The 16,416-nt window shown below is 66.2% G+C and carries 9 protein-coding genes and 1 tRNA gene; 5 read left to right on the top strand and 5 right to left on the bottom strand.

What is annotated here, in order from left to right; translation table 11 throughout:
- Positions 1-22: 22 nt before the first annotated feature.
- Entirely contained in the window at positions 23-4,837 is a 4,815-nt protein-coding gene (locus L2Y94_RS19710) for a YadA-like family protein (protein WP_247371403.1), read from the bottom strand.
- 763 nt (positions 4,838-5,600) lie between these two features.
- Positions 5,601-6,272, bottom strand: coding sequence for an outer membrane protein (locus L2Y94_RS19705; protein WP_247371400.1), 672 nt, complete (start codon positions 6,270-6,272; stop codon positions 5,601-5,603).
- A 357-nt stretch (positions 6,273-6,629) separates the two neighbouring features.
- On the opposite strand from L2Y94_RS19705, the gene L2Y94_RS19700 reads away from it, so the two are divergent.
- Positions 6,630-8,489 carry a M61 family metallopeptidase gene (locus tag L2Y94_RS19700; RefSeq protein ID WP_247375359.1) on the top strand — a complete coding sequence of 620 codons (1,860 nt, stop codon included), beginning with the start codon at positions 6,630-6,632 and terminating at the stop codon, positions 8,487-8,489.
- Here the strand turns inward: L2Y94_RS19700 and L2Y94_RS19695 are convergent.
- A complete protein-coding gene (locus tag L2Y94_RS19695) occupies positions 8,464-9,009 on the bottom strand; it encodes a hypothetical protein (RefSeq protein ID WP_247371398.1) in 546 nt (181 codons plus the stop codon). The two genes, L2Y94_RS19700 and L2Y94_RS19695, sit on opposite strands and share 26 nt — an antisense overlap.
- Before the next feature lie 353 nt (positions 9,010-9,362).
- Between L2Y94_RS19695 and L2Y94_RS19690 the strand changes: the two genes are divergently transcribed.
- The 3 genes from L2Y94_RS19690 to L2Y94_RS19680 all read left to right on the top strand — a co-directional run bounded on the left by L2Y94_RS19690 (position 9,363) and on the right by L2Y94_RS19680 (position 11,970).
- Positions 9,363-10,277 carry a LytTR family DNA-binding domain-containing protein gene (locus tag L2Y94_RS19690; protein WP_425602416.1) on the top strand — a complete coding sequence of 305 codons (915 nt, stop codon included), beginning with the start codon at positions 9,363-9,365 and terminating at the stop codon, positions 10,275-10,277.
- 44 nt (positions 10,278-10,321) lie between these two features.
- Positions 10,322-10,398, top strand: a tRNA-Arg gene (locus tag L2Y94_RS19685).
- A 171-nt stretch (positions 10,399-10,569) separates the two neighbouring features.
- On the top strand, positions 10,570-11,970 hold the full coding sequence (locus L2Y94_RS19680) for a DUF418 domain-containing protein (RefSeq protein WP_247371393.1): 1,401 nt from the start codon (positions 10,570-10,572) through the stop codon (positions 11,968-11,970).
- Here L2Y94_RS19680 and L2Y94_RS19675 read toward each other — a convergent pair.
- Positions 11,939-13,843 carry a CocE/NonD family hydrolase gene (locus L2Y94_RS19675; RefSeq protein ID WP_425602477.1) on the bottom strand — a complete coding sequence of 635 codons (1,905 nt, stop codon included), beginning with the start codon at positions 13,841-13,843 and terminating at the stop codon, positions 11,939-11,941. The two genes, L2Y94_RS19680 and L2Y94_RS19675, sit on opposite strands and share 32 nt — an antisense overlap.
- A 117-nt stretch (positions 13,844-13,960) precedes the next feature.
- Complete coding sequence (locus L2Y94_RS19670; RefSeq protein WP_247371389.1) at positions 13,961-14,878, bottom strand: LysR family transcriptional regulator; 918 nt, start codon at positions 14,876-14,878, stop codon at positions 13,961-13,963.
- A 104-nt stretch (positions 14,879-14,982) separates the two neighbouring features.
- Between L2Y94_RS19670 and L2Y94_RS19665 the strand changes: the two genes are divergently transcribed.
- Positions 14,983-16,158, top strand: a complete 1,176-nt coding sequence (locus tag L2Y94_RS19665) for an MFS transporter (RefSeq protein ID WP_247371386.1) — start codon at positions 14,983-14,985, stop codon at positions 16,156-16,158.
- The last annotated feature ends 258 nt before the right edge of the window (positions 16,159-16,416 follow it).

The raw sequence follows: 16,416 nt of genomic DNA, 5'->3' as shown, positions 1-16,416 counted from the left end.
ATTGCATTCATGGGTTCGTTGCTCACCACACCACGCCCGCGCCGACGCCCGCGCCCGCATCGCCACGCGAATTGGTCGTGGCGTTGAGCTTGAACACGTAGCGCCCGCTTTCGGTAATGGTCGACATGCCGACGGCGACGCCGGTCTCGCCATGAAAACTGCCCACGGCGACGGCTGCCGAATTCTGGTTGGGCTGGTAGGCCTGCGGTAGGCTGGCCATGGCCATGGCGGAAGCCACGCCCGCGTTGGCGCGATTGCCGATCCGGTTGAGGTCTCGGTCGACCGTCTGGAAACGCTGGTCGACGTAATCCTTCGACCAGTTCTTGGCCTCTTGCAGCGCCTGGTCCACCTGGCCGACGTTCGCGGCATCGGTCGGGCGGACACCGTTCGCCACGTTGGTGACGGTGCGCTCGTGGCCCGCCGAGCCCACCGACACCGAGTTGGACGTGTCGGCGACCGAGCCCGCACCGATGGCGACGCTGTTGTCACCCGTCGCGCTCGACCCGGCACCGACCGCCGTCGAATTGTTGCCCGTGGCGGACGACGGCGTGTTGTTGTCGCCGCTGTTGTTGTACGTGTTATTGGTATTTCCGCCACCCGGGAAATTATTGATGGCGTTTGACAGGTTGATGATCTGCGAGCCGAGCAATTCGAGCGTCTGGTTGGTCGCGTAGAGCTGCGACCCGTTGATGGCGTCCGTGCTGGTTCCGGCGATTCGTCCTGCGGCAAGGTTGGTGATGGTGCGTTCGGTGCCCGCGCTGCCCACGCTGACGGTCGAGCCCGGCGTGGCGCCGGCGAAGTCGTAGCTGACGCCTGCGAGCGTGGCGCTGGCCGTACCCACCGCGGCGTCCGTGGAGGATCCCGAACCCAATGCCACGCTGCCGGCGAACGCGGCCTGCGAGCCTGCGCCCAGCGCCATCGCCTGGATGCCGTTGGAGGTAGCGCCGGTGCCGATCGCTACGCCGTCCGCCAGGTTGGTCGTGGCGTTTTGCCCGATGGCCGTGCCGCCCGGGGCGGTTTGCGCGACTATCGCGTGGTTGCCGATACCGATGCCGTTGTCGCCGTTGACCGTGGTCTCCGGCCCCACGGCAATGGATTCCGCGCCGATCGCCGCCGAATCCGCCGCCGTCGAGTTGGCGTGGAAATACTCGGTTGGCGTGACCGCGAACGAGCTGAGTGCCCCCTTCAGCTGGCGTAACGTCACCGCGTCCTGATTCTCCGTACCGTCGGCCACGTTGGTGATCTGGCGAAAATCGGTCGCGTTGCCTACCGACACCGCGCCGAGCAGCGTCCTATCGCTCGTGTTGAAGGGAATCACGTGGGTGCCGGCGGTGATCGAGCCGGAGGCCGGCGCGATGGCGCGATCGGACACCGCGCCTGCACCCAGGGCCACGCCACCGTCGATCGAGGCATTCGTGCCCTGGCCCACCGCCGTGGCGCCGGCCGCGGTGGCGACCGAACCGACGCCCGACGCCACGGCATTCAGGCCCGTGGCACCGTCGTTGTCGTAGTTCCCGCCCGTGGTGACGCCGTTGTCGTTCACGCTGTAGTAGTGCGTGGCGTTGTTGATCACCGTGGTGTTGAGCGAGTCGATGGCCTGGTTCGTGGCGAACAGCTGTGAACCATTGACCGCGTCCGTGCTCGATGCGGTCACCTGGCCGGCCGCGACGTTGGTGACGGTGCGCTCGGCCCCCGCCGATCCCACGCTCACCGTACTGGTCGGCGTTGCGCCTGCGTAGGTGTACGCATTTCCCGCGATGATCGTTCCCGCCGTCTGCACCGCCGTGGCGGTCGTCGACCCTGCGCCCAACGCCACGTCGCCGATGTTCGACCCCGCTGTCGCTCCATTGCCGATCGATACGGCATTCTCCGTGTTGGCGACAGAGGCCGGACCGACCGCCACGCTGTTCACGCCGGCGGCGATGGAGTCGGCGAGGTTCGAGTTGGCATGGAAATACTTGATGCCGTTCGTACCGATCTGGTCGAACACCTGCTGCACCGAGTTATACGTATTGCCGGCGTAATTGATGCTGGTGTTGATCGTGCCCGTGGTCGGATCATACGTGGTGCCGCCGCCGATGCTGTTGGCGATGGAGTCACCCAGGTTCGTCACCGTGTTGCCGAGATTGGTGACGCTGGCGCCGACCGTGCCGATGGCCTGGTTGGTGGCGAACAACTGCGAGCCGTTGATGGCGTCGGTGCTGCTGCCGCTGATGCGGCCCGCGCCTACGTTGGTGATGGTACGTTCGGCGCCCACGTCGCCGACGCTGACCGTGGATCCGGGCGCACCCCCGGCGAACGTGTACGTCGTCCCGTTGATCGTCGTGCCGGTGGTGGCGACCCTGTCGGCCGTCACCGAGCCTGAGCCCAGGGCCACGCTTCCCACGAAGGCCGCCTGCGAACCGGCTCCCAGCGCCGTGGCCTGGATCGCGTTGGAGGTCGCGCTGGTGCCCAGGGCGACGCCATCGGCGAGATTCACCGTGGTGTCCTGGCCGATGGCGATGCCACCCGGCGCCGTCTGCTGCACGATCGCATGGTTGCCCATGCCGATACCGTTGTCGCCGTTGACTGTGGTCTCGGGACCGATGGCGACGGCGTCCGTACCGATGGCGGCCGAATCGGACAGGGTGGAGTTGGCGTGGAAATACATGATCGGCGTGACCGAGAACGAACCCATTGCGCCCTTCAACTGACGCAGGGTCACCGCATCCTGGTCTTCGGTGCCGTCCGCCACGTTCGTGACCTGGCGATAGCCCGTGGCGTTGCCGACCGAGACGGCGCCCAACAGGGTCTTGTCCGTCGTGTTGAATGGAATGGTGTTCGTTCCGACCGTGATCGTGCCCGACACCGGGGCAATCGCCCGATCGGACACCGCGCCGGAACCGAGCGCCACGCCCCCTAGCACCGAGACGCCGGTGCCTTGGCCGAGGGCGGTGGCATTGTCGGCCGTCGCCGTCGAATTTACGCCGGCGGCCAGTGCATTCAGCCCGCTGGCTCCGTCGTTGTCGCGGTTTCCGCCTGCCGTGCCCCCGTCGTTCACGCTGTAATAGTGAGTCGCACCGGCTTCCACCGTGGTATTCAACGCCTCCAATGCCTGGTTGGTGGCGAACAGCTGGGAGCCATTGATCGCATCGGTGCTGGTGCCGCTGATCCGACCGGCCGCCAGATTGGTCAGCGTACGTTCGGCGCCGGCCGCGCCGATCGACACCGTACTGCCGGGCGCGGTGCCGGCGAAGGTGTAGCTGGTGCCGTTGATCGTGGCCCCGGCCGTGCCCACCGCTGCCGCCGTCGTGGTGGCGGAACCCAGTGCGACATCGCCCGCGTTGCTGGCCGTAGCGCTATCACCGAAGGCCATGGCACCGGCGGCGAGCGCGGTACTGGCGTTCCCCAAGGCGACCGAGCCCTGGCCGCTGGACCGGGTGAGATTACCGATGGCGACCGCACCCTGGCCGGCGGCGATGGCCGTATTGCCCTGGGCCACCGCGCCGTTCGCGGCGCCGCCGCTGGTCGTGCCGTCGGCCGTGGCGATCGAGTTGAAGCCGACGGCGATGGCGCCCTGTCCGTTGGCGACGCTCGGATCGCCGATGGCGACGGCACCGGCACCGCGGGCCTGATTGCCGACACCGATGGCGACCGCCGAGCCCGAACCGGCCTGTCCCGTGGCAACGGCATTCTGGCCAATGGCGATATCGCCCGCACTGTTGGCGACCGCGGTATTGCCGATGGCGACTGCCGAGGTTCCCAAGGCCTGGGACGAGATCCCCAAGGCAGCGGCATTGGCCGCGGTAGCGACGGCCGACGACCCCAGCGCCATCGCGCCCGCACCGCTGGCGGCCGCATTCAATCCTTGCGCTATGGCGGCCACTCCCGTGGCGGCCGCCGCCGTGCCGAGGGCCAGGCCATTACTGGCGGAAACGTTGGCGCTGGCGCCTATGGCCGTACCTCCATCGATCGTCGTCGCGCTTCGGACGATGGCGCCGGACCCGATCGCCACCGCTCGCGTCGTGCTGTTGTCAGTCCGTGCCAGTGATCCGATCGCCACGCCGCCATCGGTCTGTAGCGTTCCCGCCTGGTCAGCGAGGGCGCCGCTGCCGATCGCTACACTGTTTGCGTAACCCGTACTGTCGGCGCCGATCGCGATCGAATTCGGTTCATCCGTGGCAGCGTCACCCGCTCCCGCCGACGCGTTTCGGCCGATCGCCACCGTGCTGTCTCCGCGCGACTGCGCGCTGACGCCCATGGCAATGGCCGCCTGGCCCGTGGCGATGGCCGCGGCAACTCCCGTACCCGTGCTGCCGCCGATGGCTATCGCACCGCTGCCTGTCGCATTGGCACCCGCCCCGCTCGTGTCCACCGCGCTGCCGCCCAGGGCGACGGCGGCAAGCCCCGACGCCCTCGTGTTGGCTCCCACAGCGGAACCGCCCGCGGCGGAAACGATCGCCTGGTATCCCAGGCCAAGACCGAAGTTTCCGGTGACGTTGACGCGACGACCGAAGCCGATCGAGCTGTTGCCGCTCGCAAAAGAGGCGTCGCCGATGGCGATGCTGATATTCGACGCAGTGGCTCCGCTACCGCCGCCGATCGCGATGGAGAAGGAGTCCGCCGTCGCAGGGGTGTTGCAGCCTGTACCCGTCGCGGTGTTGTTGCCGACGGCGCCACACTGCATGACTGTTCCGGCCAGGGCGTGGGGGACGACGAAAACCAAGGACAGCACGAGCCACTTCAGCGGCCTCACGCATGAAGTCACCGTACTGCTCGCAGGTTGTCTTGCGAGTTCGGAGGCCACGACCAGTTGACCCAGTGTCCGGTTCCAGACCTTGCTAAATACCTTGTTCATGAATTGCTCCGTGGCTCGCATTGAGCGCAGACGTGATCGTTCCCATCGGTACGCAAAGGACCAATGAGTGGTGCGGTAAAAAAATGGAGTCATCGACGGCGCTAGCCGCCGTCAGGACACGGTGGTCCTCGTCCCAGGCAGTGCAGCGTCACAGGTTCGATCATGTGCTTCCCCACGAACGGAAGATCGCGCGTCTCCGCAGGCCACGTGCAGGTCCGGCGTGAGGCGATTCCGATTCTTGCGAGCAGTGACGTCAAGCTTTCAGCGAAAGCTCGGACTGCAGCAGGGGTGCTTTGGATGCGAACGTCTGGAACGACTGCTTCCCCGTCGCGTTACGCAGGCCATGGCGCGCTCACGGTTGGCGAACGATGCTCAAGCCGACATTGCGATAGCGTACGGTGGAGGACAGCAACATCCGTTGCCGTGACAGATCCCGGCGCATGCCTATCACGCCGAAAGTTATTCGCGACCGTGCTTGGTGATTACCCCTGTTACCACCCGAAACTACAATTCGATCGCTAACAAGCACAAGTAAATCAACTGCCGGATTTCGGCAGGAAATCGGCAAGGAAACCTGCCGATGGTTGCGGTCTGCCGATTTCGCTTGGGACCAATGTATGGGGGCGAAGGAATTCGAGCCGCGGTTGCGCTTCGACCCTTTTCGCAAACAGTGGGTCGAGTCGACCCGAGGCCATCAACCCGTCGACGCGATGTTGGTATCCCGGTCACTGGGCCTGCTGGCTTGCCCAGCAGGCCGCCTTGCTTACCAGAAGCGATATTCCAATGTGAGTCCAAGCAGGCCGACATGAGCGTCGTGGCTACGTTCGGTCGGGCTATCGATCTTGAAGCCGTAACGGTCGTAGCTGAGGGTCAGGCCGATGTTCTCGTTGAAGTCGTAGCCGAAGCCGACGCCGCCGTAGATGCGGTTGCTGTTGGTCGAACGACTGGAGCGCGTCGTGACGGGCGGCAGGAAGATAAGGCCACCGACATCGGTATAGTCGTTCTTGGCGCGCATGTGGGCCACGCCGACGCGGGCCGTCACGGTGAACTCGTAGGGCAGATCCCATTTGCCGTTGAGGCCGAGGAGCACGCCATCGACTTTCGTCTTCTCGCGCGCGTCGGATTGGACCGACAAGCCGCCGTAATGCCCTTTCCAGGTGGTGTTGCCGAGATTGACGTAGCCGCCCTCCACGCCCAGCGAGAACGGCCGCGCGACCACCCAGCGATAGCCGCCGAGCACGTCGAAACCCGTGCCGTCGCTGTCTTCGTTCGGATAGCGAGCGGAAGGATCGCGGTCCACGTTGAAGTGCGATTTGCCGCCGGTCACGGATAGGAAGGCGCCCGTCTGCGTAACGGAAGCGGATTCCGCGCAGGCGGCGAACGAAGAAGACAGCAACGCGACGGCGACGGCCGCCTTGAGTACCGATGTGTGCATGATGAGTCCTTGGGTCCCTGTTTTCCTGGATGATTCATGGCCCGGCGGTACGCGGCGGGCGCCGCATTATAGGAAAGTCGGTCGCATCGACGGCGGATGCGGGAGGACGTCAGGCGCGTGTTTCGTGAAGCGGCTCCGGTTTTCGTGACATCTTGCCGGGCCCGGCGTGCGTCGGAAGCGGGGTTACCGTGACCTCTGGCATAGGGCCTGCCAGCCCCCCGGAGCTAGGATCGGTCACTTGCGCGAACCACAGGGGAACGCGCGCCGATCCGCTCGGAAGGGAATGGCCGGGCGCCTTTTGTTCCACGGGAGACCCCAGTGAAATCCACCCTTCTCGCTTCCGCGCTGCTGGCCGCCATGGCCGGTTTCGGCGCTTCCGCCGCGTTCGCCGCGGACGACGTGCCGCCCATCCAGGACACGCCCTACGCCGGCACCCTGAAACTCGACGTCGACGCGACCGACCTCGACCGTCGCATCTTCCGCGTCAAGGAAACCATCCCGGCGCAGCCCGGCAAGCTCACCCTCCTGTTCCCCGAGTGGATTCCCGGCCACCATTCGCCGACCGGCCCGATCGACCAGTTCGCCGGTCTCATCGTGCACGCGAACGGCCAGCGCCTCGAATGGAAGCGCGACCAGTACAACGTCTATGCCTTCCACATCGACGTGCCCGCCGGCGCGTCGTCGGTCGAGGTGGAGTTCCAGACCCTCACGCCGCAGAGCCCGCGCCAGGGCCGCGTGGTCATGACGCCCGAGATCGTCAACGTCCAATGGAACCAGGTGGCCCTCTACCCGGCCGGCTACCGCGCCGACCAGGTGAAGGTCGACGCGTCGGTGAAGCTGCCCGCCGGCTTCCAGTACGGCTCGGCCCTGGAAGAAGCCAGCAAGAGCGGCGACACGGTCACCTTCAAGACGATCGACTTCGACGACCTCGTCGACTCGCCCATCTTCGCGGGCAAGTACTTCAAGCGCGTGGACCTCGATCCGAACGGCCGCTCGCCCGTGCACCTGAACATCGTGGCCGACGACGCGAAGTCGCTGGAGATCAAGCCCGAGGCGCTCCAGATCCATCGCAACCTCGTCAAGCAGATGGACAAGCTCTACGGCGCGCGCCACTACAACCATTACGACTTCCTGCTGGCGCTCTCGGAGAACCTCGGCGGCATCGGCCTGGAGCATCACCGTTCGTCGGAGAACAGCGCCTCCCCGGGCTACTTCACCGAGTGGGAAAAGAACTGGCTCGGTCGCGACCTGCTCGCCCATGAATACAACCACTCGTGGGACGGCAAGTACCGTCGCGGCGCCGACCTGGCCACGCCGAGCTTCAACGTGCCCATGGGCGACAGCCTGCTGTGGGTGTACGAAGGCCAGACCCAGTTCTGGGGCAACGTGGTCGCCGCGCGCTCGGGTCTCGTCTCGCAGGACCAGGCGCGTGACCTGCTCGCCTTCGTCGCCGCCACCTACGACAAGGGTCGCCCGGGTCTCTCCTGGCGCAACATCCAGGACACCACCAACGATCCCACCATCGCCCAGCGTCGCCCGCTCTCGTACCGCAACTACCAGATGAGCGAAGACTACTATTCGGGCGGCCAGATGATCTGGCTCGACGTCGACACCAAGCTGCGCGAGCTTTCCAAGAACAAGCGCAACCTCGACGATTTCGCCAAGGCATTCTTCGGCGTGAAGGACGGCGACTGGAAGGTCAACCCGTACACCTTCGAAGACGTGGCCAACACCCTCAACGGCATCCAGCCGTACGACTGGGCCACCTACCTGCGCGATCGCGTCGACGGCCACAAGGGCGACCTCGAAGGCATCGAGCGCGGCGGCTGGAAGCTGGTTTACACCGACAAGCCGTCCGACGCGGTGAAGGCCGTCGAAGCGCGCCGCCATTACACCGACCTCACCTACTCGGTGGGCTTCGGCGTGTCGGCCAAGGGCGACATCTCCGACGTGCGCTGGGACAGCGCGGCGTTCAATGCCGGTCTCGCCCCGGGCATGACGGTGATCGCGGTCAACGGCAAGTCGCTCGACGGCGACGCCCTGAAGGATGCCGTCACCGCCGCCAAGGGCACCTCCGCGCCGATCGAACTGCTGGTGAAGAACTTCGACCAGTACAAGACGATCAAGATCGACTACCACGAAGGCCTGAAGTACCCGCACCTGGAGCGGGACAAGAGCAAGCCCGATTGGCTCAGCGAGCTGTACAAGACGAAGTGACGAGGAAGAGGGCGCCGGGAGGCGCCCTCTTTTTTTCCGGGCGGCGCGGCAAAGGGCCGACATCGAGGATCGTCACGCCCCTGACGATGAGGCAGCCCGCGTCTTCCACTTCGATCACGAATTCGTTGATGGGATTGCGCGGCCATGCGTCGGACATGGGGCAAGTGCCGACGATCTTTTCGAACCCCTTCCGGATCACGATCGAATGGCAAACGTCCTCGCCGTCGAATTGCGTGTTCAGCAGGGCATCTTCGCCGAGGCCGGACGTATCCAGGTCGAGGGTGAACTGGCTGTATTCGCCCAGGTCGTGTCGCGACTGCATGGTCAGCGTGCCGTAGTCGTCGAAACGGGCGACGAGGCAGCGGGGATACCGGTTGGACAGGGTGAGCGTGCCTTTTCCTTCCATGCGCCAGCGCGTATGGGCACTCTCGACATGGTGTTTGCCCACCGCCGTGGCGCATTCGAACATGTCGTGGATCACGTGCGCCCGTGGGGGCACGGCCGTCGGTTTGCACCGCATCTGCGTTCTCCTTGTGCGTGTCGCTTCCATGGCCCCCTGGTGGGGACGTCGAGCTAATCACGAGTCGACGGGGATTTCGATCCGACGTTCGGTGTAGGCGGCGGATGTGCGGATTTGGCGGAAGAACGCATCGCACGGGTTTGCCTCGTCCGAACCGGCCAGGCGCCGATGGAGCGCCATCGCTTGCCCGGGCGTAAGGCGCTGGGCTCCCGCCTGCGCAGGAGCGACGAGCTGCAAGGTGCGCCGTCATGATGAAAAAACCTCACGTCGCTCCTGCGCAGGCAGGAGCCCAGCGCCTTGCGTCCGGAAGAGCGCCAGCGGTTACTACGCACACGGCGTCATGCCGGGTTAGCATGCCCTCCATGACATCGCTTCCCGCATCGCCCGGCCAGGAACTCGCCCGCGCGCATCATCGGCGTCGTGTGTCCGTGGCAGTCTTCTGGCTCGCCGTCTTCGTCACCTCGGCCGTCACCAACATCCTCACCTTGCGCATCGACGCCGACCGCTACGGGATCGACGCGCCCACCTGGCAGATCGCCACCAACGAGCTCAGCAGCATGCTGTTCTCGTTGATCGCCCTGCCGTTCCTGCTCGCCGCCTGCGATCGCTGGCCGCTGCACGCCGATACCTGGCGCCGCCGCCTGCCACTCTACGTGCTGGGCAGCGTGGCCTGGTGCGCCTTCCACGTCACGGGCATGAATCTCGCGCGCGTACTGGCCTATCGCCTCAACGGCGCACACTACGATCCGGGCGACCTCGGCCTGGCCGCCGTCTACGAATACCTGAAGGACGTACGCACGTTCTTCCTGATCGTTGCCGTGGCGCATCTCGTGGAGTGGTTCGGTCGCCGGGTACAGGGCGAAGCCAGCCTGCTCGCCGAACCGGACGAAGGTCCGCCCGTCGAGCCGGTGGACCGCCCCGAGCGTTTCCTCGTGCGCAAGCTCGGCCGCGACTTTCTGGTGGCCACCGCCGAGATCGAATGGGCGCAGGCGGCGGGCAACTACGTGAACCTGCGCGTGCGCGGGCGGGACTACCCGCTGCGAAGCACGCTGGCGGCGCTGGAGGCGCGGCTCGATCCGGCGGCCTTCGTGCGTGCGCACCGCAGTTATCTGGTGCGATTGAGCCAGATCGCCTCGATCGAGCCCCTGGACGCCGGCGAGGCCCGCCTGCACATGGCCGACGGCAGCACGCTGCCGTGCAGCCGGCGGTACCGCGAGGGCGTGCGCACCGCGGCGGGCGGCATCGAGCCCGCCCGCAGGGCGGGCTAGGCCGGGCCCGGCAATCCCGCTACAATGCCGGTCCGCTTCAGCACGCGCCCGTAGCTCAGCCGGATAGAGTAGTGGCTTCCGAAGCCATTGGTCGGGGGTTCGAATCCCTCCGGGCGCGCCATTTTTCGCGGTTCTCCGCCATCGGTTCCTTTTCTGCTCGATTGCCCGAGCAGCGTCGAGAGCTTCCCGTCGCGTGTTCCCGTTCAAGGTCCGTCGCAAGGCGGCACCTGGGATGACGCCATGTCGCGGCGGGAGCGTTCCGCCATGCGCCGTCGACTCCTTGCGTGCCTCCTTGTCCGCGGACGAGCAGCAGTGTCCACGGACACCTTCCCGAGCGCCCGCCCTGTTTTTCCGCGCCCGCTGCGGAAAGGATCTCCATGGCCAAAAAAGCAATGGCATGCGCTTTGCTAAGCCGTGGAATCGGTTTGGTTACAGGACGGAGAAGCTTCTGAACACGTCGGTCGTTACACACACGCCCCATCGCATTCAGTCATTGGATGTGATCCGCGGCATCGCCATCCTCGGCGTTCTGGCGGTCAACGCCGATGGCTTCGCGGCGCCGATCCATGCGTCGCTCAAGCCGTCCGCCTGGATGTTCGGCAACGAAGGAAGTACGGCGGTCGCTTACTGGTGGATGGATTGGTTGTTCCACGAAAAATTCGTCGCCATTTTCTCGATGCTCTTCGGCGTGTCGTTGTTCCTCGTCGGCGGTCCCTTGTCCGACAAGCGTCGAGGGATCAACCTGGCACGTCGCCTGGGCGCGTTGTTCGTATTCGCACTGATCCACGGCTTTGGCCTCTGGTGGGGCGATATCCTGAGCACCTACGCTTGCGCGGGTGTCGTCATGTTCGGCTTGCGGTCGCTGCCATCGAAGGCGCTTCTCGGTACAGGCATCGCCATCCTGCTGGCGACGACGTACATGGCGCTGCCACGCGGTGACGAACCCGCGCCGTCTTCCGCCACGATCTCGCATGAGGAAGCTCGCACGGCCGCCCCGGCGCATTCAGCTACGTCATCGCGCGTCCGGGCGGAACTCGCGGAGGCGACGGGTTCGGCGAGCGGTGCGTACGCCCTCAATACGCGCACCTATCTCCATCAACTCGCGAACCTGTGGCAGCAGCTCCCGCGCACCATCGCGCTGATGATGGTCGGCCTGGGCCTGTTCAAGGCCGGCTTCTTCAACGGTGCGATATCGAGAACATCCTACGCATCGTTGGTGATGGCCGGTGGCCTGGCGCTCGCGGTTCTGGGGGCGATGACATGGATGACCGACGTGAGTCACCTGTCGTTCCGCTGGGGTGAATTCGTCAATGAGCTCCTGTGCCCGCTGGTCGCCGTCGGCTACGCGGCCGCGATCGTCCTTTCCCTGCGTCGGAAAGCCGGCCGGTGGTTCGTGCCGTTTGCCGCGGCGGGGCGCATGGCGTTCACCAACTACCTGACCCAGTCGCTCATCATGACATCCATCTTCTACGGCGGCCGCGGTGCCTTGATGGGAACCGTCGACCGCCCTGCGTTGTGGGGCATCGTCGCGGGTGTATGGGCGCTCCAGCTGGCATGGTCCACGTGGTGGTTGTCGCGTTTCGAGATGGGGCCGCTGGAGTGGATCTGGCGGTGGATCACCTACGGCCGCCGCTCGCCGTTCGTCCGACCATCACCCGCGTTCAATGGCCCAGCGGAAGTTCGACGTACGTAGCGTCGCCACCCGTAATGATTTTTTGGGTGGCCGTCACGAAATCCCCCGGCTGCGCGAGCAGGATGTTCGGCACGAACGTCTGCGGATTGCGGTCGTACAACGGAAACCAGCTCGACTGGATCTGCACCATGATGCGGTGGCCCGGGAGGAACACGTGGTTGGCGTTGGGCAGGCTGAAGTCGTACGGCAATGATGCGCCCGCCTGGATGGGCTTCGCGGTGGCGAAGCCCTCCCGGTACCGGCCGCGGAAAATATCCATGGATACGCCGAGCTGGTAACCGCCCATCTCCGGCTGCTTCGCGACCTGATCCGGATAGACGTCGATCACCTTGACCACCCAGTCGGCGTCGGTGCCCGTGGTGCTGGCGACCAGGTGTACGTGTGGCGCGCCGCTGATGCGCACCGGCGCGGTCAGCACGGCCGACGTGAAGGTCGCCACGTCCGGCCGCGCCGAGGCCTCGCGCTGGTCGTTCGTCAGCCAGTGCTGCCAACCCGTGCCGGACATGGGGCCGACCGGCCGCGGCCGGTAGGGGATCGGATGGGTGGGGTCGGATACGTATTCGACGCTGCCGGACGTGCCGGGGCCGTGGTCGCCGTGTGCGAGCACCAGCGAACGATCGGCTTCCGGCACGAGGTTCAGCGTATCGCCCGCCGACATCGGCCACGACGGCGCGGTTTCCCAGCGGTTCTCGCCAGTGACGAAGGCGTTGACCGGCGCGGGCAGGTCGGGCGCGTCCTTCAGGTAATGCGCCAGGAACGGACGCAGGATGTTCTGGCGGAAGTAGAGCCCCGTATCCGCGCCGAAACGCACGGCGCCCAGGCTGCTGCCGTCGCCGATCTCCTGGCCGTGGAACCAGGGTCCCGCGACGAGGAAGAGGCGGTGCGCATCGTCGTGCGGCGCCATCGCCTTGTACACGGCGAACGCGCCGTAGATGTCTTCCTGGTCCCACAGGCTGGCGACGATCATCGTCGGCACGCTCACCGGTTCCCGGCCGAGGATCTTGTCCACGGCCTGCTGCGACCAGAAGTCGTCGTACGCCGGATGCGCGACGACCTTGTTCCAGAAACCCAGTTGCTCCATGCCGTAGCGTTTCGCGACGGCGCCCGCCGAGGTGCCTTCGAGGAAGAACTGGTAGTCGTCGGCATAGTTCGCCGGCCACTTGTAGTGATTCTTCCGTGACGCGGTCTGCTCGTAGATGTATTCCAGGTTCTGCTGGCGGAACGCGCCGTGATGGAACCAGTCGTCGCCCATCCAGCCGTCCACCATCGGATTCATCGGCACGGAGGCCTTGAGTGCCGGATGCGGGTGCACGATGGCCATGAGCGGTTCGAAGCCGTCGTACGAGATGCCGATGATGGCGACGCGGCCGTTGCTCTCCGGCACGTGGTGCACCAGCCAGTCGATGGTGTCGTAGGCATCCGTGGAGTCGTCCACGGGCGTCGGATTCAACGGTCCGTGCAACGGCCGGTTCATGACGTAATCGCCTTCGGAACCGTACTTGCCTCGAACGTCCTGCACCACGCGGATGTAGCCGTCCTGCACGAGCACGTCGCTGGGTTCGTCGTCGTGGCTCACGGCTACGGAGAGGTGGCCGCTCGCGATGGCGCTCGTCATCTCGCTCGCGTCGTACGGCGTGCGGGTGAACAGGATGCCCGCCTTGTTGGCGCCCTTCGGCACCAGGATCACCGTATGCAGCTTCACGCCGTCGCGCATGGGGATCATGACGTCGCGCGTTTCGTAGTCGAAGGCGTCGTGCGTGGGCTTGAACTGGGCCGGGGTCTCGCTCGGCAGCGCCTTGTAGGTGCCCTTGTCCGCCAGCGCGTGCGATACCGCAGGCATGGCCATCATCAACGAAAGCACCAACGGGCGAATAAGCGTCACGGCGAGCCTCACGAAGCGGTCGGGATGGGGCCGTCATCACATCCCATTCCGGGATGGCCGTCTACATGGATCGCCGTGTCACGGCCGATTCGCAATTTCTTGCCGGGCTCACGGGGCGATCGTGCCCTCGAGCGCGTTGCCGAGGTAATCCACCAGCGCGGAGACTTTCGGTAACCATTGCCGCGCCCGTGGCCACACCACGTGCATGGGCAGGCCTTCCGTGTCGTGCTGGGGGAGGATGGCGACGAGCCGTCCGTCGGTGAGGTGGTCGCCGATCAACCAGGTGGGCAATTGCGTGATGCCGAAGCCGCTCGCCACGGCGTCGACCTGCGCCTCCGCGCTGGCCAGTACGAGGCGCGCTTCCGGTGCGTGGCGTTCGAGCGGGCCGTCGCCGTGGCGGATGAGCCAGGGGCTCGCGGTGCCGTCGGGCTTGGCGTACACGATCGCGGCATGCGGCGTGAGCGCATCGAGCGAGTGGGGCGTGCCGTGTGCGGCAAGGTACGACGGCGATGCGCAGAACACTTTCCGCTCGTGGCCGAGATACGCGTGGGCGAGCGTGGCCGGCCACTGGTCGGGACCGCCGATGCGGACGCCCACGTCGATGCCTTCGTCGACGACGTCCACGAAGCGGTCGGTGAAGCTGATGACGGCCTGCAGGCCCGGGTGGCGGTGCAGGAAGGGAAGCATCCGCGGCATCACCTGGAGACGGCCGAAGGTGACGGGCAGGTCGATGCGGATGCGGCCGGTGGGCTCGTCGCCTTCATGGGCCAGCACGTGCTCGGCTTCTTCCAGTTCCGACAGCACACGGGTGCAGACGCGCAGGAAGGCGGTTCCCGCATCGGTGAGTTCGAGGCGCCGGGTGGTGCGCTCGAACAGGCGCGTGCCCAGGCGCGATTCCAGCCGGGCGATGGCCTTGCCGACCGCCGAGCCGGTGAGGTGCAGGCGCTCGGCGGCGGCGGCGAAGCTGCCGGCTTCCGCCACGGCGACGAAGGCACCGATGCCCTTGAGGCGTTCGGGAGAGTGCATGGCCGCGATTCGAGAATTGGATTCCGCAAAGACTAGAGCAATCTCCCGAAATGGGATATTCGCGATCGCCTAGCATGGCGCATCCCCCTTTCCGGTTTCCTCCCATGTCCGCCGTCTCCACGACCGACCGCGCGGCCGCCAGCGGCTTGCCGGTGGCGATCCTCGCCGTCGCCGCTTTCCTGATCGTCACCACCGAGTACCTGATCGTCGGCCTGTTGCCCGCGCTCGCCCGCGACCTGGGCATCTCCATTTCCGCCGCAGGCCAGTTCGTGACGCTGTTCGCCGTGACGGTCGCCCTGTCGGGCCCGCCGCTCACCGCCGCGCTCTCGCACCTGGATCGCAAGAGGCTGTTCGTGGGCATCCTCTTCGTTTTCGCCGCCTCGAACGCGTTGGCCGCCGTGGCCTCGAGCGTATGGGTGCTGGCCGTGGCGCGTTTCGTGCCCGCGCTGGCGCTGCCGGTGTTCTGGGGCACGGCGAGCGAGACCGCGGCCGAACTGGCCGGGCCCGCGAAGGCCGGACAGGCGGTGTCGCGTGTGTACCTCGGCATTTCGGCGGCGCTGCTGTTCGGTATCCCGCTGGGAACGCTGGTGGCGAATGCGGTGGGTTGGCGCATCGCGTTCTGGGCATTGGCGGCCGCGTCGGGCGCGATGGCGTTGGCCCTCGCCGCCGTGATGCCGCCGGTGGCGCGGGCGCCGCGGATGCATCTGCGCGAGCAGGCGCGGATCTTTCGCGAACCCTATTTCCTCGCCAACGTGGCGCTTTCCGTCGTCGTGTTCACGGCGATGTTCACCGCGTACACCTATCTGGCCGACGTCCTCGAACGCCTGGCGGGCGTGCCGTCGACCCGGGTCGGCTGGTGGTTGATGGGATTCGGCGCGGTAGGGCTGGTGGGCAACGCGCTTGGCGGGCGCATGGTGGATCGTTCGCCGTTGCGCGCGACGGGGGTGTTCGTCGCGTTGCTCGTGCTGGGCATGGCGGTGTCGTTGCCGCTGGCGCGCACGGGATGGCCGTTCCTTGTTTCCCTGGCGGTCTGGAGCGTCGCGTACACGGCCCTGTTCCCGGTGTGCCAGGTGCGCGTGATGCATTCGGTGAGGCACGCGAAGGCGCTGGCGGGAACGACCAACGTCTCGGCGGCGAACGCGGGGATCGCTGTCGGCGCGGTGTTGGGGGGCGTGACGATCCCGGCGCTGGGGTTGGCGCATATCGGATATGTGGCGGCCGCGGCAGGCGTGGTCGCGCTGCTGCTGGTGCCGATCGTGGCGCGGTACCGCTCGGCCTGACGGCCACGCACGGTTCAATAAGCCGGCGACCGCTCCCCCCTTGTCGCACCGCCACGGGGGATCATTCCCCCCGCATCGCCGGGCCTTGAGTGCGGAACGATCGCCCGCATCTGCCATTTCCTATACCCACCCGTATACCAAATCGGTGGCGGGCAAATTACACTTATCTTTCATCCAAGCCGCTGGCTGTCCCGACGACGGGCGTGAATGCCCCTCCGTCGGGGGCGTCCCGTCGGCCCTGTGGGGGCGGCTTTCATC

Source organism: Luteibacter aegosomatis, assembly GCF_023078455.1.
In the GTDB taxonomy this organism is placed as follows: Bacteria; Pseudomonadota; Gammaproteobacteria; order Xanthomonadales; family Rhodanobacteraceae; genus Luteibacter; species Luteibacter aegosomatis.
The sequence above is the reverse complement of the archived record's forward strand: the minus strand, read 5'-3'. Positions and strand labels throughout refer to the sequence as shown.